Source organism: Shewanella surugensis (assembly GCF_023284005.1).
GTDB classification, from domain to species: Bacteria; Pseudomonadota; Gammaproteobacteria; order Enterobacterales; family Shewanellaceae; genus Shewanella; species Shewanella surugensis.
Window position 1 is genome coordinate 1 of sequence record NZ_JAKIKS010000101.1, and the last position, 21949, is coordinate 21949.

The 21949-nt window shown below is 39.9% G+C and carries 16 protein-coding genes; 7 read left to right on the forward strand and 9 right to left on the reverse strand.

Features of this window, described 5'->3' with window-relative positions:
• The first annotated feature begins 192 nt into the window (after nt 1-192).
• Entirely contained in the window at nt 193-2757 is a 2565-nt protein-coding gene (gene glnD / locus L2764_RS19830) for a bifunctional uridylyltransferase/uridylyl-removing protein GlnD (RefSeq protein ID WP_248942086.1), read from the forward strand.
• A gap of 78 nt (nt 2758-2835) precedes the next feature.
• On the opposite strand, the gene purU is transcribed toward glnD, so the two are convergent.
• The 4 genes from purU to L2764_RS19850 form a co-directional block, all read right to left on the reverse strand.
• Nucleotides 2836-3669 carry a formyltetrahydrofolate deformylase gene (gene purU, locus L2764_RS19835; RefSeq protein ID WP_248942087.1) on the reverse strand — a complete coding sequence of 278 codons (834 nt, stop codon included), beginning with the start codon at nt 3667-3669 and terminating at the stop codon, nt 2836-2838.
• A gap of 239 nt (nt 3670-3908) precedes the next feature.
• A complete protein-coding gene (locus tag L2764_RS19840) occupies nt 3909-4355 on the reverse strand; it encodes a flavodoxin (protein WP_248942088.1) in 447 nt (148 codons plus the stop codon).
• Nucleotides 4356-4744: 389 nt separating this feature from the next.
• Entirely contained in the window at nt 4745-5599 is an 855-nt protein-coding gene (truC, locus tag L2764_RS19845) for a tRNA pseudouridine(65) synthase TruC (protein WP_248942089.1), read from the reverse strand.
• A 39-nt stretch (nt 5600-5638) separates the two neighbouring features.
• On the reverse strand, nt 5639-6013 hold the full coding sequence (locus L2764_RS19850; RefSeq protein ID WP_248942090.1) for a YqcC family protein: 375 nt from the start codon (nt 6011-6013) through the stop codon (nt 5639-5641).
• Between the two features lie 54 nt (nt 6014-6067).
• Here L2764_RS19850 and L2764_RS19855 point away from each other — a divergent pair, with 54 nt between their 5' ends.
• From L2764_RS19855 to L2764_RS19865, 3 genes are all read left to right on the forward strand, one after another.
• On the forward strand, nt 6068-7081 hold the full coding sequence (locus tag L2764_RS19855) for a DUF3549 family protein (RefSeq protein WP_248942091.1): 1014 nt from the start codon (nt 6068-6070) through the stop codon (nt 7079-7081).
• Entirely contained in the window at nt 7078-7437 is a 360-nt protein-coding gene (locus L2764_RS19860) for a DUF3301 domain-containing protein (RefSeq protein WP_248942092.1), read from the forward strand. Before L2764_RS19855 ends, L2764_RS19860 begins: the two co-directional genes overlap by 4 nt.
• Nucleotides 7438-8880: 1443 nt before the next feature.
• The gene (locus L2764_RS19865; protein ID WP_248942093.1) at nt 8881-9384 is read left to right on the forward strand and encodes a hypothetical protein; all 504 of its coding nucleotides are present in this window, start codon (nt 8881-8883) and stop codon (nt 9382-9384) included.
• Between the two features lie 1148 nt (nt 9385-10532).
• Here the strand turns inward: L2764_RS19865 and L2764_RS19870 are convergent.
• The 3 genes from L2764_RS19870 to L2764_RS19880 all read right to left on the reverse strand — a co-directional run bounded on the left by L2764_RS19870 (nt 10533) and on the right by L2764_RS19880 (nt 14284).
• A complete protein-coding gene (locus L2764_RS19870) occupies nt 10533-11636 on the reverse strand; it encodes a CobW family GTP-binding protein (RefSeq protein WP_248942094.1) in 1104 nt (367 codons plus the stop codon).
• Between the two features lie 65 nt (nt 11637-11701).
• Nucleotides 11702-13024 carry a DEAD/DEAH box helicase gene (locus tag L2764_RS19875; protein ID WP_248942095.1) on the reverse strand — a complete coding sequence of 441 codons (1323 nt, stop codon included), beginning with the start codon at nt 13022-13024 and terminating at the stop codon, nt 11702-11704.
• Nucleotides 13025-13858: 834 nt separating this feature from the next.
• Nucleotides 13859-14284, reverse strand: coding sequence for an OsmC family protein (locus L2764_RS19880; RefSeq protein WP_248942096.1), 426 nt, complete (start codon nt 14282-14284; stop codon nt 13859-13861).
• A 152-nt stretch (nt 14285-14436) separates the two neighbouring features.
• Between L2764_RS19880 and L2764_RS19885 the strand changes: the two genes are divergently transcribed.
• The 3 genes from L2764_RS19885 (at nt 14437) to L2764_RS19895 (ending at nt 18604) form a co-directional block, all read left to right on the forward strand.
• Nucleotides 14437-14877, forward strand: coding sequence for a thioesterase family protein (locus L2764_RS19885; protein ID WP_248942101.1), 441 nt, complete (start codon nt 14437-14439; stop codon nt 14875-14877).
• Between the two features lie 493 nt (nt 14878-15370).
• On the forward strand, nt 15371-16915 hold the full coding sequence (locus L2764_RS19890; RefSeq protein ID WP_248942097.1) for a methyl-accepting chemotaxis protein: 1545 nt from the start codon (nt 15371-15373) through the stop codon (nt 16913-16915).
• Nucleotides 16916-17248: 333 nt separating this feature from the next.
• Nucleotides 17249-18604, forward strand: a complete 1356-nt coding sequence (locus L2764_RS19895; RefSeq protein WP_248942098.1) for a YjiH family protein — start codon at nt 17249-17251, stop codon at nt 18602-18604.
• Between the two features lie 80 nt (nt 18605-18684).
• Here the strand turns inward: L2764_RS19895 and L2764_RS19900 are convergent, their stop codons facing one another.
• The gene (locus tag L2764_RS19900; protein ID WP_248942099.1) at nt 18685-20043 is read right to left on the reverse strand and encodes an NCS2 family permease; all 1359 of its coding nucleotides are present in this window, start codon (nt 20041-20043) and stop codon (nt 18685-18687) included.
• A 313-nt stretch (nt 20044-20356) separates the two neighbouring features.
• On the reverse strand, nt 20357-21367 hold the full coding sequence (gene ltaE / locus L2764_RS19905) for a low-specificity L-threonine aldolase (protein ID WP_248942100.1): 1011 nt from the start codon (nt 21365-21367) through the stop codon (nt 20357-20359).
• Nucleotides 21368-21949 lie beyond the last annotated feature (582 nt).

A 21949-nucleotide genomic window follows, 5' to 3' on the forward strand; every position in this document is an offset into this window, starting at 1 on the left:
GGTTGCTCTCCTGTCTTTTGGTCGAGACTTGAGCCTACCTATACCGCGGTATAGGTGAAACCTATGCGAGTCACCCCGGCAGAGCCGGGGGTTTACCGTTTGTTAATTAAAGACATAGCATCCAGCCTTCACATTCCTCTCATTAAGATAGATAATAAAGTTAATCTAATCACAGTATCGAGATGATGCGTCATGAAACCAGCTCTTTCTGCAAAAAATGCATTTTTAGCCCAAAACGAATCCGCAAAGTCAGAATTCAATCATGAAAGTGATATTTATGCCTTCGTCACACAGCGCTGCCAGCTAGTCGATCACACTCTAAAAAACCAATGGCAACATCTCGGACTCAACGATTATCCTATCGCATTAATTGCTGTTGGAGGCTATGGACGGGGTGAATTACATCCGCAGTCAGATGTTGACTTACTTTTCCTCGTCAATAATAAATTATGCTTAGAGGGAGAACACAAAGTGGGAGAGTTCATCACCTTTTTATGGGATGCAGGACTCGAAATAGGCCACAGTGTAAGGACTATCGCAGAAACGCTTGAGCAAGGTGTAAATGACATTACCATCGCCACCAATTTATTAGAAGCTCGTCTTCTCTGTGGCCCACAAGCCCTATTTTTACAACTCTACAGTCGCATCAGAACAGATGATTTTTGGCCAAGCAGTGAGTTTTATCTCGCTAAACGTCAAGAACAAGTCGATCGTCATGCTAGAGCCAACGCCTTTGATTTAGAACCGAATATAAAATCATGCCCAGGAGGACTCAGAGATATCCAAACCATCGCTTGGGTCGCTATGCGTTATTTTGATGCCGCAAAACTCGAAGATTTAGTCTCTTATCACTTTCTTGAGCCGCTCGAACTAGAAGAATTACTGCAATGCCAAGGGTTTTTATGGCAATTAAGGTTTGCGCTACACCTCATCGCTGGACGTGATGAAAACCGCTTATTATTCGATCTTCAACCGCAAGTGGCAGGACTCATGGGCTATGTCGATGGGACTCAATTAGCCGTTGAAAAAATGATGAAGCAATACTATCAAACGGTCAGGCGAGTGTTAGAGCTCAATCAAATGCTACTGCAACTCTTTAAACAAGCCACCCTTTCCCATACTAACATACTGGAAATTACGCCCATTGACAGTGACTTTCAGCGCCGAGGGAAGCTAATAGAGACGCTATCACCCCAGTTATTTATGCAACCTGAACAAATTATGATCTTGTTTTTGCATGCTGCAAAAAATATCAATATTCAAGGTGTTTTTGCGCCAACATTGCGTAATTTAAGACAAGCAAGAGATGCATTCACTACGCCTTTAATGGCCATTCCTGCATGCCGTAAAGTCTTTATGGAGATCCTCCGTCATCCCCAAGGCATTTCAGCATTATCATTGATGCACAAACATGGCATCATGTCTGCTTACTTACCCGCTTGGAAAAAGATTGAAGGGCAAATGCAATTTGATTTATTTCATGCCTATACCGTCGATGAGCACACTCATAGACTGCTATTAAATATCGAGCGCTTTTCTCAGCCCGATCAAAAAATGGAGTTCCCACTAGGCTCGGTCATCATTAATCAATTGCCTAAAAAAGGGTTATTGGTATTAGCAGCTATTTTCCATGACATAGCCAAAGGTAGAGGTGGCGATCATAGTCAACTTGGCAGTAAAGATGCTATTGAATTTTGTCAATTACACGATATGAATAGCCATGATGGCCGTTTGGTGGCTTGGCTCGTTGAAAATCATTTATTAATGTCTATCACCGCCCAACGACGAGACATCTCCGATCCTGATGTCATTGCACATTTTGCCGATAAAGTCCGCACTGCCACCCATTTAAGTTACCTTTACTGCTTAACCGTCGCCGACATGTGCGCAACGAATGATAAATTATGGAATAACTGGAAAGGTGCCTTGTTACGGGATCTGTATTTTTTAACCCAACGAGTGCTGGCAAGAGGAAAAGAAAAGCCTGTCGATATTCGTGCTCGAGTGCGTGAGCATCAAGCTAAAGCCAAAAAAGAATTGCTACGCAGAGGGATCCAAGAACAAGAACTCGACAAATTATGGCAACGCTTCAACGCTGATTATTTTATCAAACATCAACCTAATCAACTCAGTTGGCATGCCGAAGCTATTCTCAAACATAAACAAGATGAACCCTTAGTCATGTTGTCGAAACATTCCACCCGTGGCGGAACAGAGTTATTTATTTATAACAGTGATAAGCCAAAGCTGTTTGTGAGTGTGATGGCCATATTGGATAATAAAAATGTGTGTGTAAATGATGCAACAATATTGATAACAAAAGATAAATTTGTCATTGATACTTTTATTATCATCGAACGAGATGGCAGTCCAATCACTCATCTTCCTCGGATCCAATCCATTAAAAAAGCCCTTATTAAGGCCCTGAATAACCAATCACCTAAATTACCTAAATTTAGAAAGCTGTCTCGCAGAATGAAACATTTTAAAGTCCCCACTCAAGTCAGTTTCCCCCCCAGCCCAAGAAATGATACCAGTATGATGGAGCTCATCACCCTTGATTCACCTGGTCTACTGGCGAAACTAGGCGATGTGCTTTTTCGTTGTAAAATTAATGTGCGTGCCGCTAAGATCAGCACTATAGGTGAAAGAGCCGAAGATTTCTTTCTATTGCAAACAACCGAGGGGGGGAAACTCAGTGATCGACAGAAAACTGAATTACAAGCCTCACTCGTTAGGATGTTGACCCCAAAATAATCCACAATAAAATAGGGAAATGTGTTCATATCCCTATTTCATGTGAAAAATGAGAATACCTAATTCAATATTAAACCACTAAAATACGACGGTTTTATTACCGTAAACGACGACTTCTTCATTTAAGACTAATTGCAGTGCTTTACTCAATACACTTTTCTCAACATCACGGCCGCAACGTGCCATTTCCTCAGCACTGTAACTATGATCGACATGAATCACATCCTGTTTAATAATAGGGCCTTCATCTAAACAGTTGTTCACAAAATGTGCCGTTGCACCAATAATCTTAACCCCCCTCTCCCATGCCTGCTTATAGGGTGACGCACCAATAAATGCAGGTAAGAAAGAATGATGAATATTAATGATTTGATTAGCATATTGCTCAACAAATCCGGGTGTCAATATCCGCATATACTTTGCTAATACAACGTAATCAGGCTGATATTCATTGATCACTTCAAGCATCGCTTGCTCGTGTTCGCCGCGACTCAATACTTCATGGCTAACATAATGAAATGGGACATCAAACTTCTCAGCCAAAGGTTTTAACGTCTCATAATTTCCGACGATAGCAGCAATTTCGACATCTAAGCCACCATAGTAAGCTTTCATCAATAGATCGCCGAGGCAATGAGCCTCTTTTGTTACCATCACCACGATACGTTTAGCCCCTGTATCGGTTAATTTCGTATGATGACTTTTTGGCAACACCTTATCTAAATCGGATAATAACGCTTCAGTATCGAACACACCTTCCAACTCGGTACGCATAAAAAATCGACCTTGCAAATTATCAACAAACTCGCTGTTCTTCACAATGTTCAATTTGTGTTGAAAACAAACGCCTGTGACTCCAGCTAATATACCTTGCGCATCATCACAATCGGTGATCAATATCTTACGTTCCATAACTCCCCTTTAATACAGACATACTCTGCACCTCTAACGCCCACAAGCAATCGACTTATGACCTCATGATGAGCGATAGAGTCATTCTAAAAGATCAGTTTACCTTAGCCAGATAGGATCTTAAAACAGGAATACGACTAAATAACTTAAATTTAATCGTATTTGAGAACAAAGTAGTATAGTCAACCTCAACTTGATTTAAATCTCACCGAGATTGTAAATATTCAATCTATTGATGTTTAAAGTAAAGACTGCCAAGATTCAATCCACTTCAATGCTTCAACTTCAGGTTCCATGGTCTCCCCAGCATCAATTTTAAATACATCACCTAATCGTTTAGCGCCCAATTCAGTAAACAATGCATCGAACTGTAAACCTGCACCACAAAAAGTATCATAACTGGAGTCACCCAATCCAATAATACCATATTCTAGATCCGGTAAATAAGGAGCTGAGGTTTTTAGTTCTGAAAACCAAGGATAAATATCATCCGGTACATCTCCTTGCCCCGTTGTCGCACATACTATCAACAACACTTCATTTTGCGGTGGAACGAATCCATCTAAATCATCAACCTCGTATAGACCGACTTCATTACCCGCATCAAGCAAAGCAGTTTTAATGGTTTCAGCAACAAACTGAGCACTACCGTAAACGGTACCGTAAACTAAATTGACCTTTTTCATGTATACTTAATCCTATGAATGGTGGATTATCATGGCTTTTATCCAATGAAGATCTCACGTAATATATTAATACTGTATCGCGAAAAAGACGATAAATGAACACTGACTTAGTATTGATAATGCAGTGAAGGATGTACATAATGCGACATGTTTACCGATTTAAGCATCGAAGACACAAACAAAAAGCAGCTCAAATCCGACGGATAAAGTACTTTCTCGCAGAAAATGACAGCGAACCTCTTTCATCACCATCCAATTGTAACCGGCTCAAAAAACATGACACCAGTACCTAAACCCGCTTTCCTTATGACTCAGTAAAAAGTCACCAAGAGGCATATTACAAAGCTAACATACCACGACATAAATCGAATTCACCATATAAAATATCTTTATATCATATAACCTTCATCTTGGCTCAATGTCGCTTCATCCCAACCTAACCCTTCAAACAATATCAGCCATTCTCGCTCTAATTCCGTTTCAATCACCATTCTTTCGCCTGTTCTTGGATGATCAAAGGATAATTTCTTTGCAATAAGCCAAAGCCTATTCATATTAAAATGCTCTCTAAAAAATTTATTTTGCTTTCCATCACCGTGAGTTGTATCACCAATAATAGGGTGACGTAAATGCGCCATATGACGCCTCAACTGATGTTTTCGTCCTGTCTGCGGCGTTAGGTGCACAAACGCATAGCGACTGGTAGCATAACGCCCTGAAGAGTAAGGAATATCAGCATTAAGTAATGGGTTGTAATCCGTCACAGCTTCTTGGGCAAGTTTATTAGGATCAACATACTTGTCGCCAAGATCATCTAATTCTTTTTTTAATGGATAATCTAATCGATTCGCCTCATGCATATTCCCTCTGACAATCGCAAGATAATGTTTTTCTACAGTATGCTGTTCAAACTGCATACATAACACTCTCGCCATTTCACTGCTTTTTGCAAACAATAATATACCGGATGTGGGCCTATCTAGGCGGTGTACTGGAAAAACATGGCATCCCACTTTGTCACGTAACAATTGCATGGCAAAGAATCGCTCTTTTCGTGCTAAATAAGTACGATGAACCAATAATCCCGCAGGTTTATGAATAACAACAATATCATCATCTTCAAATAAAATGTCTAGCTCTGGAGCAGCCTCTGTATCACATTCCTCCGGCGCAATAAATGATGCTTCATCGCTCTCATGTACATCTTGATTATCATCCAACATGTCATTTTGCTTCACAGTCATATCAACTTACCCTTCAAATAAAGCATTAAAAAAATTAACTTAATGAGTCTCATCAAATAATGCATCAAAATCTTGAAATATATTAATTAAACCATTTAACTCAGGGTCATTTCCCCATTGATGCTCAGCCATAGGGGCTAAGCCCATTTGTCTCGGTAACTGAGATTGTTGTCGGATCAACTGACGCATTTGAGGTAAAAACAGATATTGTAACCACTGCTCAAAACTCATAGTATCAACAGCAAAAGGGGCCTGACTCGACATCGCTTGAGATGAAGGTCTAATCACAGGAAATCGTTTTTTCAAAAACAACAACTTTTCGAGAACAATCAATTTTTCTTGAACAACCGCATGCAACATATAACGCTTCTCTAATATAACAAGGTAAATATTTTCCTGATTAGAGCATACCATCTAGTCAAACTTATCCCTATAATGTGGGCTAAATTACTTTAATTTGGCAGTAGCATGGATCAAATAACAACACTTAGCCAGTTCCTTTCTATAGGCGGTAGTCAATTTCATGTTTATGAAATGGGACGCAGAGTTCAGCACATCGATACTGCGACATTCGAACAAATTGAAGTACTTAAAATCCCTTACCCGAGTCCTTTACAAGGACATGCCCACTTTGCACTCGTTTTCTGGGACGAAACTCAGGATCATTTCATCTGGTTTTTAAAGCTTCCGCTTGATGAACAAGGCTTACTTTCCCCAGCACCTCGCTCTCAGTTTATTAAAATGGTAATAGAAGCGTTGGGAAGCTCTCCTACGCGAACATTAACTGAATCCCAGCAAGATAAATTAGCCAATCATCCTTTCAGTTTCAAACCAACCACTGAAAAGCTAGCAATATTTAATGCCTTAGTCCGGCAACAACTCGGACAAGCACCGTCTTCTCAATACCAACAAGCCTATGATTATTTAGCGTCTAATGATAAAATGAGCGCATGGAAACAGGTTGGCTTGCAAGGCCTAGCGGATATCTGTGTAAGACCAGATGAAAAAGATCATCTCCAACTCATTCAAGATAATTTATCAACAGCCCCGAATGAAATACAAGTAGCTTTATGCCAGTGCTTAGAGCACCTCACTATCGCGCCTGCTTTAGCACACTCATTGTTAAATCAAATAATAAATGGAAATAATAACCACTCACATTATCTGTTTAGAGCCCTCGCGTCTCACCCCAAATTAAGCAAAGAAGCGATTGTGCATTGGAGTCAGCAAAGCAAATTAACCGCCGACTTACTCATTACCATCGCAGCAAGAAATTGGGCTGCTCTAGAAGACACTGAGCTACAAGCACTTTACTTAGAAGCCTTATCTCATCAAGATCAAGTATTTTTTAATCAATTATTTATTGAATTAGTCGCTATTCCTTCCTTGCGCCCATTATTACTAACACAATTACGCAACCCCGATCGCAGTGAGAAATTCACTCAAGCCATAGGCGGTTTATTCAAGGTGACAAAATCATGATCATGGATATTTTTATTATTCTAGCACTTGTGGTCATTATTGTTTTCTTCTGGCAGCTAAGGCAAATGGCCGAAGTGAGTCGAGTCTATGTCAATCAGGAATGTCAGAGGCAACAAGTCCAACTATTAGCCATTGCACAACACTCTGCCCGCCCAAGCCTAGGAGGCCATAGCGGGTTTACCTGGAAAGCCAGCTACTTATTTGAATTCAGCACCAATGGTATTGACAAATATCAAGGTAATATTTGGATGTTAGGAACGAAAATACAAAAAATTGAATGGCCTGTGTTTCCTGAGCCACAATGGCAAGATGCCCCTAACCCTAAAGGTAATATTGGAAGCTGTTCAAATCGATAGTGATACCAATTCCATTAATTAAATGATTTTTCAGCGGGAGTTCAAAAAGCATTAAGCAAGATCGTTAAAGCTCCATGCATTCCCACCCGCTGATGTTTAGGTCTTTCGTTGTTCCAGACAACAATAAGACATTGACTATACCCGTGATACTTGAACATTCATGTTTTCAAGTGGCTTGGGTGTAACACAGCAGAATGTGTTTTGAACACCCGTACAGAATAAGTCTCTCAGGCATTCTACTTCTGCGTTGCATTGACTTAGAGAGCAACTATTTCTGCATCAATGTGCCTTGAATTGATCACATTCCTAGAAGGATTGATATCATTAGCAAAATTGGAATTAGCTCAATCATCTGGCTTGGATACTAATAAAAGAAAAGGCACGACCCTAGGGCCGTGCCTTTCTATTATTGATTAAGCTATCCCGCTATTTTCGTGCTCCCTGCACCATCCTTGCGTTCAATATGCTCCTTGCCTCATCCCTGTCCATCCATGTCATCCTTGTACCCTAAGGTACACCATCCTTAGCAACCTCGCACATCCTCTGCTTGGCTTGCTTAATCCATCAGCGTGTCCACAATCGTCCCTGAGGATCCGATTGGCCGAATTCCTTTAAGTTATTGCCATCCAAAGCAACCCACAATCATCCTTTGTAGTCATGGCACTTATCCTTTTATAACGGGTGGCTTTATCCATAAAGCCTCATCCTTGATCATATTTTTAATCGTATCCTAGCCCTAACCTAAAGTTAGGCTTGCTCACTCCCTAAGCGAGTCCAAAGTCATCCTTGAAAATGTTTACATACTTTCCCTGTAGATTGCCTCCAAGGCAATAACCATCGTCCATTTACAGCTTTATTCCCTTATTCTCATCGCTTTCGTCCTTGAAAGCCTCTTCCTTAAGTCATTAAGTGCAATGGTTAGCATCCTTAGCCAATGTCACTCTAATTAACGTCCTTGTACCTTCTAAAGTGTAATTCAAAAAAACAAAATATACACAATTTAAACACAAATACAACAAATATATTTTATGTATCAAAATAGAGACAAACACTAATTATCTGTTTATTAAAGTTAATATCACTATTTATTAACCTTAATTCATTCAATATTTAATGTTTTTATTTGATTTTGTGCGAGATGTCTTACAAGACTTAAGGACTATAACCCATAGTGTTACTTAAATGTAAATAACACTCTTGTGAAAATACTAATGTGAAAGTAATGTCAATCACCCTACGTTCTCATACCCACAAACCACATAAAAAAGCCATTATAAGCTCGAGTTACTAAAGATTAATGGCTTCCTACTTAATACCGAACACGCCCACACTTCCCGCGCTCTACGCTATATAGCAACATCCTTGCAGCTATTCATAATCTCTAGCACATCCTATCCCCTCTTCCATGAAGACCATCCCTGAAGATACGGTTTAGCATTCCTTTTGACACATCCTGTGTCGTCTTCCGTGAAGGCGGTCCTTACCAGCAGCTTATCCCTTTGCCGCTTTTTAATGACATCCGTATCTTTACCGCTATCCTTAGCATTCCCTTTGACACATCCTGTGTCGTCTTCCATGACGGCTATCCTTGCCTGCAGCTTATCCCTTTGCCGCTTTTTAATGACATCCGTATCTTTACCGCTATCCTTAGCATCCTCTTTGACACATCCTGTGTCGTCTTCCATGAAGGCTACCCTGCCTGCAGCTTATCCCTTTGCCGCTTTTTTAATGACATCCGTATCTTTACCGCTATCCTTAGCATTCCCTTTGACACATCCTGTGTCGTCTTCCGTGAAGCCGGTCCTTACCAGCAGCTTATCCCTTTGCCGCTTTTTTAATGACATCCGTATCTTTACCGCTATCCTTAGCATTCCCTTTGACACATCCTGTGTCGTCTTCCGTGAAGGCGGTCCTTACCAGCAGCTTATCCCTTTGCCGCTTTTTTAATGACATCCGTATCTTTACCGCTATCCTTAGCATTCCCTTTGACACATCCTGTGTCGTCTTCCATGAAGGCTACTCTGCCTGCAACTTATCCCTTTGCCGATTTATTGAGACACATCCAATGCCCTTTCCTGATTAAAACACGCTGTAAATATGAGAATGAGTGACATCCTTGTCAACCGCTAGCATACCCTATGCCCAATTCTCATTTCGCTTCCTTGCTTAACCCTTACAAGTAGATAGACACTTCCTGTGCTCTACTCAATAAGCGACTTTAAATGAGTCACATCCTTATTAATAATTAACACTTCCTGTGTCTAACACTCATTTAAGAAAACTCGCCCATCACTCATAAACGGCTGACACTTCCTGTGTCCATTTTATGAGAATAAGTGACATCCTTATCTACAACTGGCACATCCTATGCCCTGTTCTCATAACGCTTCCTTGCTAACGGCTAACACTTCCTGTGTCTTGCTTAACTAAGCAATAATAAATGAGTTACATCCTTGTTTACCGCTAGCACTTCCTGTGCACTCTATCTAGAAGCGGCCCTCATTTAAGCATCCTTGCTTTTACGACTCCTTGCATTACATCAATCAATGTGCGACTGACTTTTCAACAAAAAGTGTTGAAAGATGATAAATAGCTATCAAATAATATCGAAAGCATTTAATTTTAGTTATCAAATAAAAGCTAAATACAACTTCTATTCCATTCTATTTATTAAGTAGCTTAAACCTTCGCTGCTTTTCGATAGGGTTATTTTAGGTTTTCTCTTGCTTAAAAACACAGGCATCAAAGTAATTTAATACCTGCCAACATCATACCTGCACACAGAAGATAACTTAACATAATGAATTTGTTATTCTTTATTTTTACTGGAGGGATTTACCCTAGATAAAAAAGACATATATCCCACAAGTTTGTAGGATATAGCTTACATTTTGAATGGCATTAACAACAAATTAAGCTCAATAAAAACACAAAGAAAGAACAATGCATGTTAATAGTTCAAATAACGAGCATAGTAAAAACACTAAAATATTTTATATATAACAAAAGTATCAATGCATTTTATAATAAGGGTGAAGCTTTATCACTAAAAGAAATATTTAAAAAGTTTTTTATTTTCAAGTGGATAATAAAAATCACTTCAACAAGGTAATCAACTTATATTCTATTTCTTCAAAAATTAACGCATTTTGAGCAATAATCTCTATTCTAGAGTCCATCACTTCATCAAGCTCACTGAGATCCATTTCTCCGTCAACTCGGTTAATCGCGACAATCCCCTCATCGGTGATTAACACCGCTTTAATCCGTACAACGTCTAATGAATTAACCAAAGCCAATATGCCTAACAACCCAAATTCATATTTAGGGTCAAATACCCATCCATATGAATAATGCCCCTCTGCTTGATGTTGTTTTCCCCATATACCTCGCTCATCAAATTCAATCTGTTGTTCATCCGCCCCCTCATCAAAGATCTTATCAAAAGGCAATAAATAATCATGAGGAGAGTTCATATTCAATAATCGAGGCATTTTAGAGGCAACATCGACACTTTGAGCTAATTGAGTCAGCGGATTTAAAGCTGAAGAAGCCAAAACACGAGTGCAGACTTTGTTCAATAAAACCTGTAATTGAAAAATATCAACTTGAGAAAAACCAACCTCTTTAGATGAATACCTCAAACACTGGTTAGGGTTTAATTCTTTTTCACGTAAAAAATCAATCAGCGAATTAAATTCATCACCTTTATACTTATCAGACTTACTGGCTAAAATAATATCTGCCACACTTAATTGCTGTAAAAATGTATCATGCGTACGATAACGCACTTCTTTAACATTACGAGCATCCACTAACGTCACACAAGCATGCATAGCAATGATATGTTTAAAATGTGGTGCCATTAATACTTTCAAAACCGTTTCGGGATGACCAAGACCTGTCGGTTCAATCAATAACCTATCGGGTTTTGCTTTGGCAATTAACTGAGTTATCGCCACCTGCATAGGGACGCCCGCCGCGCAGCACATGCAACCTCCCGCCACTTCACGAATATGTATTCCTTGCTGATCACTTGACAATAATGCGCTATCTATTCCCACGTCGCCAAATTCATTGACCAAAACGGCCCACGATTCATCTTTAGGTTTTGCTTTTAATAACGCTTTAATTAACGAAGTTTTCCCCGATCCCAAAAAACCCGTAATAATATTTGTCGCAATTGCAGTTTGGATCATATTGAATGCCCCTAAAGACTTTGTTATCTCAACACATCGAACTCAATGGTTTTTGTCAGTAGTATTTATTTACGTTTACCCTTGGCTTTAAACCCTTTGGTTTGATTGGAAGGTTTGTTCTTATTCATTGGCCCTCCATTTGCAGAAGATCGTGGTCGACGTGAATGGCGTGCATTTTTCGTTGGTTTTTCAATACTCATATTCTCTCTATAACGAGCGGGTAAAGGTGCCCCAAATTCATAACCGGGTAAAGTGACTCTGGGTAATGTTTGCAAAATAATGGCTTCAATTTCTGCTAACATCGCTTCATCTTGAGGAGACACAAATGAAATCGCTCTCCCACTCTGTCCCGCTCTTCCCGTACGACCGATTCTATGAATATAATCTTCGGCAGCCTCAGGCAATTCAATATTAATCACCAAAGGTAAGGACTCAATGTCTAATCCTCGAGCAGCTACATCCGTTGCAACCATCACTCGTAATTGACCTGATTTAAAATCTTCAAGTGCACGATTACGAGCACCTTGAGTTTTATCTCCATGAAATACGGCATTTTTGATACCATCAAGCGTCAATTCTCGGCATAAATCATCAGCGCTTTCTTTGGTACTAACAAAAACAAGTACTTGTTGCCAATTATTACGCCCCACAAGCTCTGAGAGTAATTCTGTTTTACGGCGTTTATCAACCAAATACACTTCTTGACTAATTTGCTCACCAGTAGGAGTGCTCGCCACATTAACCCAATGCGGTTTGATTAACATTTTTTCGGCAAGCAGCTTCACTTCGGCATTATAAGTCGCAGAAAAAAATAAAGTTTGATGATTAACCGCTAATAACCTTTTGACTTTTTCAATATCACGAACAAATCCCATATCAAGCATGCGATCGGCCTCATCAACGACAAGATGAGTCACACTCGATAAATCTAAATGCTGTTGGCCAATGTGATCAAATAATCGTCCTGGCGTTGCAACAACAAAGTCTACGCCAGAGCTCAACGCTTTACGCTGAGGATTAATATTCGCCCCACCATACACAGCAAGGGTTTTAAACGGTAAAAACTGACTATAGTTCTCAATATTTTGATTCACCTGAATCGCGAGTTCACGAGTAGGTGTCAACACTAAAACACGCACTACGGGCTTATCTAACTCATGACTATCATTCAACGATGTCTTTTCTGATAAGGCTTGTGAAAGAAGATGGAGTAAAGGTAAAGTAAAAGCGGCTGTTTTTCCTGTGCCTGTTTGCGCACAAGCCATCACATCCTCTCCCAGCAAAGCTAACGGGATAACTTCAGACTGGACCTCAGTCAAGGCTTGATAACCGCATTGCTTAACGGCATCAATGATTCTAGGATCTAAACTGAGACTGGAAAATTTCATGATAAACTCATAGGAAAAATTTAAGGCGCGAAGTTTAACAAGAAGCCCTCACTTTTGATAGTATGATCCTATACCAAGTGCACTATACCCGTGATACTTCAACATGCATGTTTTCAGAGTCAGTAAAACCAATCAATTTAAGGTGCATGATTGCGGGAATATAGGCACCTTTTAAAAGCATGTAACACCGAAGTAGTTGGTTTTAATAGATCCTAATAGGCTGACTATTATAAATAAAGAGGAGAGCCTTTCATACTGCGTTATTGAGCATTAACTTAAAATCACTAGGTCATCTGCTCAAGAAGACCGTCATGGTCGTTCATTCACATCCATGTGAACACGACATTTGTTCATCCTTAAACATCAGATGACGGGAATGTCATTAATGTAGGAGCAATTAACAGATATTTCCTCCTTCCTTGACGGTCAACGGGGACTTGAAGCTAATCGTTATTCTCGTTTTTGGTTCAAACGTCGCTCTAGCTTCCCTATCTCCTTGGGGTCATATATCAAAAGTCATCAACGCAGTATAACGGGCTTTGAAACTCGCACTTTTTGAGTCTCTCTGGCATTCGCCTTCTGCGTTGGATTGGCTTAAAAGGGAGCAAAATTATTTCATCAATGTGCCTTGAATTAAAACGCCTGAGAAGCTCTGAATTGCTCATGTATAATGCAATGGGATTCACCCAAACTACCTAAAGCGGCACGTTTCTGGCGGCTTGAGTGTTTCACTATTCGGTGTTAAATATTAGCTTATCGACGCGGTCGAAAATCAACCTCCCCACGCCCTATAAAGCATCAATAATAAACCTAACATTCTCATCAGTAAGGTGGCTAGCCAGCGTTATGTGTCACTAGTGTCAGATTAAGTAAATTATCATGAATTGGGCAACGGTGGCAGACAAGATCTAAGAAGTATTGTTTCTCAATATCAGTCAAATCAGCATCAATATCAGCCAGAATATCAATTGATTTAAAACCGATAGGATCCGCAGTCTCTTTTCCAAGTAAGCCATCGGTATTAATGGTTGCACTCATATTGACATCAAAGCGCCTGATCACAATCCCTTCATCTCTTGCGACCATCTTACCTATCGTAGAAATGCACCCCGCTAAAGAAAAAATAAACAATTCGAGTGGGGTTGCACCGGCATTTGTTGCAGATGGTTGATCAATCACTAACGCATGATCTCTAACTTGGGCTGTCACTTTCCAATCTGTCGTCATCTGGGTTTGAAGGCTAATCATTTTCTCAGGCATAGGAGTCCTTAAGATCCACTAATAAAGTATTTCGCTCACATTAACAGAATGAGCTTGAAACGATCAACGATGATCCATTACCAGAACCATTAGCTTGGGTATATATGCTAAGATCCTATTATTACCTCCTTATACTTATTATTACTTCCCCTATGCAAGTAAACCCAAAAACAGTTCAATCAGCAGTGTCTCATTTTTCTCTACAGATTTATTATGAAGATACAGACTTCTCAGGTGTCGTCTACCATCCTAATTTTCTAAAGTATTTTGAACGAGCTAGAGAGCATGTTATCGGCGTCAATACGCTTGCACAACTTTGGAAACAAAAGCAATTAGGTTTTGCCGTTTATCGAAGTGATATGACCTGTTTTGAAGGAGTAGAATTTGCCGATATTCTTGATGTACGCACACAGTTCCATTTTGAAAGTAAATACAGGACGGTATGGCATCAAGAAATTTGGCGACCCAATAGCCAAAAAGCAGCGGTCACAGCAAATATAGAAATGGTTTGCATGAATCAATCTCGCCAATTAATCCCTATGCCAACGGAGCTGATCCTTCAATTAGGCCAAGATCCTGCAACCCTCACTTAATGACTTATAGTACATTTTAAGTGCCATTAATGATAAAAGCGACTAAGGCTTCTACGGCCTCCGTCGCTTAACACATTTTCAACAATCAAACCGTCTCTTTTTGTGATCCCGCTCAAATAAATTAAACACGACAAATTAAAAGCCACTTTCATCTCATTGACATTTCAGTCGCTCGACTCTCTTACCGCCTGTAGGTTTATATCCGTAACCATCGCCATACTTACAGTACATATAACGGCAGCGCCCTCCCTAATACAGGCTTATTTCTCAAATAAAAAGACTAAAAATATGCAATGAAAATGAAATTAAAATACAATAAAGCCAATAAATTAGCTTAAATACCTTATTGAATCCTTATATTATTTAAGGGTATAGTAATGTTAACCTTTAAATAACAATAAACATAACGTTAGCGTAAAATATCACATGTATTTCCCGTCTACTCCTCTTTGGAAATTAAGGTTATTCATACGCTGAAAAATGGAAAAAACGAATGAGTAAAACCGCCTCCAAAAGCTTAAACCAAGAAGTTAAATTAACCCATGCTGATGAATTGATTTCTACCACCGATAAACGCGGTGTCATCACTTACGTTAATCAGCAATTTATCGATATATCAGGCTTTAGCCAAGATGAACTTATCGGACAGAGTCACAATATTGTTCGTCACCCTGACATGCCAAGTGCAGCCTTCAAAGAAATGTGGAGTAAGTTAAAATCAGGGCAATCTTGGCGAGGCATCGTTAAAAATCAATGTAAAAAAGGGCAGTTTTACTGGGTCGATGCTTTTGTCACACCCCTTTTCGAAAATGGTGAAATTATTGGTTATCAATCGGTTCGAGTGGCACCCAAAGCACAATTTATTAGCAATGCAAAAAATATATATTTAAAACTGAGTCAAAACAAAAATGTGTCAGATCCTCTCAGCTTAACGCAAAAGCGTATTTTATCCGCTTTAAGTGCCAGTATAGGGCTCAGCATCGCCGGTTATATTTGGGGCTGGGGAGTGATCTTCGCCGGCATTTTATTAATGGGGATCAACCTTGCTATCTTTTATGATGAAGCTTTTCGTATTCCCACTAAACTCATGGCGATGAAACACAATTATGACTCCATCAGCCGCTTCATTTATTGCGGCCGAGATAGCTCATCTTTACTGGATTTTCAGTTAATGATGAAAGATGCCAAATTACAAGGCGTATTAGGCCGCTCTCGCGATCATGCACAACATATCGAGAATATTGCAGCACAATTAATGACTTCCACGAAACAAACTCACTCGAGTCTCGATTTAGAAAATCAACAAATAGAACAAATTGCCAGCGCAATGGAGGAAATGGGCGCCTCTATCACTGAAGTCGCCAACAATGCACAATCCACCTCACTAAACATAAACGCAACCTTTCAGCTCTGTTTAGACAGTCGCGACAAAATGCAAGATAACAGTGCCAGTATCGATGCATTAACCGCTTCAGTGGTAGAAGCGGCGACCAATGCTCATCAACTGAATAAAGAAGCAGAACAAGTGGCCAGTGCCATGTCCGAAATCGATGCAATTGCAGAGCAAACCAATCTTCTGGCCCTCAATGCGGCTATTGAGGCCGCAAGAGCTGGTGAGCAAGGTCGCGGTTTCGCCGTGGTTGCTGATGAGGTCAGAGCATTATCCAGTCGCACTCAAGAATCAACCAATAGTATTTCTAAAAGTGTCGACAAAATGTTTAGCATGTTGAACCGTTGGGCAAAACAAATGGATCAAAGCCAATCTCAAGCACAACAATGTGCCTCAGAGACCCAAAGTTCTGCAGCAAAAGTCGATACCATTTATCAATCGATGAACCACATACATGATCTAGCACAACAAAATGCTGTCGCTGCAGCTCAGCAAAAACAAGTAATTAGCGAAATAAATAGTAATATCACTCATATTAGCCAAGCCAGTTTTGAAAATCTCAATGCCGTTAACATGGTTGAATCTTCAGTTATCGAACTAAAAGTGAATGCAGAAAAAGCAAAATCGCTCAGGAAGACATTCAGTTAATATTTTATCAAAAGAGAGTGGCTTGAATAATAATCCATGCCAGCTCTCTTTTTGATTATAACTAAAAACAAATACTAATAAACTAGCTTTTAATTTCAAAGACTTAATAATAAATTAAACCATGTAAATCCCCAAGATAACCTTCCTTAATAACGTCAAAGTGAATAGACTCATTTTATTTAAAAATATAATTATTTTACACGAACGAAATTTGACGGTAGAGTTGCCCACTTATTTTTTAAAATAGCTGTAACCATTTAAGAGTTCTACTAATGTCTAAACTGTGCGTCTATTGATGCATTTTAGCAACACTCGTCATATGGGGTATAAAAAATGTCTACAAAACAAACCCACAATTTAAAAACGATCCTCACTTTCATCATTCCATCATTGATAGGGTTATTGTTATTCATGACCCCTATTAATTATAATGATGCGATCACCATTCCTATTGCTATTTTCGCCAAGGGACTGGAAAGTCTTCTCGATGGTGTTTTAACCGCTATTATTACTGGCATTGTCATTTTTACCGGTTTAATGTCTCTTATCGCTAAAGTTTTTAAGCCTCAATGGATAATCACTAACAAGTTCTTAAATTCTCTATTCAATATCAGTCCTGCTTGGTTAGTGATCCGTCTGCTAGGTACTTGCTTTATTATATTGACATTTTTTCAATTTGGTCCTGATGCCATTCGTTCCGAAAACACCGGTGCGCTGGTCTTAAATGATCTTTTACCAATCTTACTGTGTGTCTTCTTATTTGCTGGTTTATTGCTACCATTACTGCTTAACTTTGGTTTACTTGAGCTCTTCGGTTGTTTGCTGACTAAAATCATGCGTCCCATTTTTAATTTACCAGGACGAAGTGCCATCGATTGCATGGCTTCTTGGTTAGGTGATGGCAGTGTTGGCATTTTGCTCACCGCGAAACAATATGAGTCTGGATTTTATACCAAGAGAGAAGCCGCTATTATTGGTACCACTTTTTCAGCCGTCTCTATCACCTTTGCCTTAGTGGTCATTTCTCAGGTTCAGCTTGAGCATTTATTTGTGCCTTTCTACCTCACCGTCTGTTTTGCTGGCATAATGGCCGCCATTATCGTCCCTAAACTTCCGCCATTATCATGGAAAAAAGATACTTATATCGACGGCACCCCAAGACACCCTGATGATGAGGTCATTCCCGCTAACTACAACGCCCTTACTTGGGGGATCAAGTTAGCCTTAAGCAAAGCGGAAAACTCGGTTAGTTTCAAGCAAACCTTTGTAGATGGGTTAAAAAATGCAATTGATATGGTTTTTGGGATCATTCCAGTCATCATGGGAATGGGGACAATGGCCTTAATCTTGGCAGAATACACTCCTATTTTTGATTACCTTGGCATGCCTTTTATTCCTTTATTGGAATTATTGCATGTTCCCGAAGCGACCGAAGCCTCGAAAACCATAGTCGTCGGTTTTGCCGATATGTTTATTCCTTCTATCTTGGCCGGTAGTATCGAATCCGACATGACGCGCTTTATCATCGCCGCTTTATCGGTTACCCAGCTTATTTATATGAGTGAAGTAGGTGCTTTACTTATCGGTAGCCGGATCCCAATTAATATCCTTGAACTGTTTGCGGTTTTCATCTTAAGAACCTTAGTGACATTGCCCATTATTGCCGGTATCGCACATTTGATTTTTTAGACATATCCAACCATAAAAAAGAGCGACAATTATCGCTCTTTTTTATGGTTTCTTTCAGACACTCATGAGCTGAATCTGGGTTAAATCGCCCAACCACCCAAATAGAAAACCACCAACCCCAGCGTTATGACTAACACCCCAGGTTTTAATGCTCGCCATTCACCACTGCATAACCGACCTATCACTAAGGTCACAAAGCCGAGCATAATCCCAGTGACAATATTACAGCTTAAAATGATAAATACCGCACAAGTGAGTCCCGACATCGCATCAACTTTATCGTCAAAATCAAGCTTAGTCACATTCGATAACATCAATAACCCCACATACATCAATGCAGGGGCAGTAGCATAAGCGGGCACCAAATAACTCAAAGGCGCTAAAAAAACCATGAAGAAAAAGAGTAAGCCAACAATCGTCGCCGTTAACCCTGTTTTACCGCCTGCAGCCGTCCCTGCTGCCGACTCTATATAAACAGCAGCGGGCGCCCCGCCCACAACACCAGCAAAAATACTACTGACCGAATCTGAAGTTAGCGCCTTGGCACCACCTTTAATATCATCATTTTCATCCAATAAGTTCGCTTGCCCAGCCACTGCTCTTATTGTCCCTGTCGCATCAAAAATGGCCGTCATCACTAGCGCCAATACAATCGGTAAGACCACCGGGTTAATGGCCCCAAGAATATCCATCTGCCCAATGAGTGAATGCTCAGAACCAAAGTCTGGCATTGCTAACAGCCCCTGATACTGCACTTTGGGATCAAAAATAAGTCCAAATACCGAAGAAATAACAACAACAATTAAAATCCCTCCAGGCACACCTCGGCGTTCAAGTCCGATGGTTGCCGCAAGTCCTATGATGGTTAAAATAACCGGTAAACTATTAATATCACCTAAAGTGACGGGCAACCCCGTGTTATTGGCCACAATGAGCTGCACACTATTAGTGGCAATAAGCAGTAAAAACAAGCCAATACCTATACCAGTACCGTGTGCTATCCCTTTTGGCAGATTGGTCAGTACCCACTGACGAGCACCGGTAATACTCGCAAATGTAAACACCACACCCATTAGAAAAATTGCACCTAAGGTCACAGGGATTGATATCCCCTGTCCAAGGACCATACTAAAAGCCGTAAAAGCGGTTAACGAAATCGCGCAACCAATCGCCATCGGTAAATTGGCCCAAAGTCCCATTAATAATGAACCAAACGCGGCAATCAAACAGGTTGAGATAAAGACCGCAGCAGGATCAAATCCTGCACTGCCTAACATGTTAGGTACCACAATGACGGAATACACCATGGCTAAAAAAGTGGTTACCCCTGCAATCATCTCTTGACGTAAGGTACTGCCTCGATCACTAATCTTAAAATAACGATCTAACAATGCCCCTAATGGCGTCGAGCCTGCGGTTAGAGTCTGTTCAGACTTCATAGTTATTATAACCTTCGGTATGTTTAATGGAGGGATACCAATCATTTAAATTGGTAAAAACAGGCTAAGTAGTCATGAGGTATTAATGAGTTTATCTTAAATAAACTATCTCTTTCGTTAAGCAATACTCGCCTCAAAAGGACTTCCTTTCAAGGCGGCTAGTTTACCGTATTCAAGCAATGTTAAATAGGTGTGTGCTCCTCTCTATTCACCTGTAAATCAAAAAACAGAAATTCATTTCTTGTGCTTATAAACCACTAAAGAAAACAAGCCGAATCAATTATTCAGCTTGCTTAATGAGTCAAAAATGAGGTTATTTTAGTAAGCTTTTAAGGGTAGTGATAAAATATTCAATATCTTGCCTACTAACATCACGATGAGTCACCAATCTTAATGTGGTATTTTCTGTCACTAAAATGCCTTTATCTTTCAGTTTTCTAACAAGCAGTTTCACATCAAGGTTGCCCACAATTTTAGCAAAAACCATATTCGTTTGAACCAGAGAAAGATCCACATCAAACTCACTCAATTGCCCTAACGCTTTCGCTAAGTACGCAGCATTGTCATGATCGTCTGCCAACCTCTCGACTTGATCGGTAATCGCTAATTGAGCCGCTGCAGCTAAAATGCCCGCTTGACGCATCCCCCCGCCTAGGACTTTCCGCCAACGACGTGCTTTTTTAATTAATAAAGCATCGCCTAATAAAATTGATCCTATGGGTGCACAAAGTCCCTTGGATAAACAAATAGAAACTGAATCAAAATATTGGGTGATCTCACTAATTGGAATATTCTGGGCAACAGCCGCATTAGCCACCCTAGCACCATCGAGATGAATTTTTAATCCATGATTAAAAGCAAGAGCTTGCGCACTCGCTAAATAAGACTGGGACAATATCTTCCCCCCAATCGTATTTTCAAGACTCAGTAAACGAGTCTGCGCAAAATGGGGATCATCAGGCTTAATTGCCGCCTCAATATCGGTCAACAGAAGACTGCCATCAACTTGATTGGTTAAAGGTTGGGGTTGAACACTGCCTAAAACAGCGGCTCCTCCTCCCTCAAATTTATAATTGTGTGCTTGTTGACCACATATATATTCGTCTCCCCGCTCACAATGAGACATTAATGCCAACAAATTAGCTTGGGTCCCTGATGACGTAAATAAAGCCGCATCAAAACCAAAACGCTCAGCTGACATAGCCTCTAATGCATTCACTGTAGGATCATCACCATAAACATCATCGCCTACCTCAGCATTTGCCATCGCTACGCGCATGGTTTTTGTCGGGACCGTTACTGTATCACTGCGAAAGTCGATCATCGTTCACCTCATTAAAAACAATTATTACTTAAAACTGCTACTCAATAAAATACATCGAATTGTAAAAAACAAAAACGTTAATCCAATTCAATCTCACCCATTTAACGATGTTATACTCAATTCAACTCAGTAATGAATGAAATGAAACGAAAAACAGTAACAAATGTACTTTATATATTATGAATACGGATTGTAAAAGTAAGCTTTTAGAAAATACAGAAATATAGCACCCAATCTACTTGATTATATATTCGTATTCGCTTAATAGTAATATTGTATCTATAAATGGGATTGCTAGGGCCTGTTGATCTTTAGTGATGATTTATAAAGCGGCTTGTGGGTTATTGATACAATACCGAATTTATGACATGTCGTTATTCTCGACTTTGGTTCAAACATCGCCTCCCCTCCATGGGATCAAGCGATAACGCCTAAAATGGAGCCACTAGCATTTACCACATAATACCGATAATGCTTAGATTGCCATAATAACCGACACACTTTGGTATAGAAAAGAGGGTTAGCTGCCTATAAGCTTCAATCTCTCACAAAATCGGCCAAGGTTCTCAAATGAAAAACCAA

Bases quoted from the DNA above. Each gene is read 5' to 3' on its own strand.
- glnD (WP_248942086.1), top strand. From the start codon at position 193: ATGAAACCAGCTCTTTCTGCAAAAAATGCATTTTTAGCCCAAAACGAA.
- purU (WP_248942087.1), bottom strand. From the start codon at position 3,669: ATGGAACGTAAGATATTGATCACCGATTGTGATGATGCGCAAGGTATA.
- L2764_RS19840 (WP_248942088.1), bottom strand. From the start codon at position 4,355: ATGAAAAAGGTCAATTTAGTTTACGGTACCGTTTACGGTAGTGCTCAG.
- truC (WP_248942089.1), bottom strand. From the start codon at position 5,599: ATGACTGTGAAGCAAAATGACATGTTGGATGATAATCAAGATGTACAT.
- L2764_RS19850 (WP_248942090.1), bottom strand. From the start codon at position 6,013: ATGGTATGCTCTAATCAGGAAAATATTTACCTTGTTATATTAGAGAAG.
- L2764_RS19855 (WP_248942091.1), top strand. From the start codon at position 6,068: ATGGATCAAATAACAACACTTAGCCAGTTCCTTTCTATAGGCGGTAGT.
- L2764_RS19860 (WP_248942092.1), top strand. From the start codon at position 7,078: ATGATCATGGATATTTTTATTATTCTAGCACTTGTGGTCATTATTGTT.
- L2764_RS19870 (WP_248942094.1), bottom strand. From the start codon at position 11,636: ATGATCCAAACTGCAATTGCGACAAATATTATTACGGGTTTTTTGGGA.
- L2764_RS19875 (WP_248942095.1), bottom strand. From the start codon at position 13,024: ATGAAATTTTCCAGTCTCAGTTTAGATCCTAGAATCATTGATGCCGTT.
- L2764_RS19880 (WP_248942096.1), bottom strand. From the start codon at position 14,284: ATGCCTGAGAAAATGATTAGCCTTCAAACCCAGATGACGACAGATTGG.
- L2764_RS19885 (WP_248942101.1), top strand. From the start codon at position 14,437: ATGCAAGTAAACCCAAAAACAGTTCAATCAGCAGTGTCTCATTTTTCT.
- L2764_RS19890 (WP_248942097.1), top strand. From the start codon at position 15,371: ATGAGTAAAACCGCCTCCAAAAGCTTAAACCAAGAAGTTAAATTAACC.
- L2764_RS19895 (WP_248942098.1), top strand. From the start codon at position 17,249: ATGTCTACAAAACAAACCCACAATTTAAAAACGATCCTCACTTTCATC.
- L2764_RS19900 (WP_248942099.1), bottom strand. From the start codon at position 20,043: ATGAAGTCTGAACAGACTCTAACCGCAGGCTCGACGCCATTAGGGGCA.
- ltaE (WP_248942100.1), bottom strand. From the start codon at position 21,367: ATGATCGACTTTCGCAGTGATACAGTAACGGTCCCGACAAAAACCATG.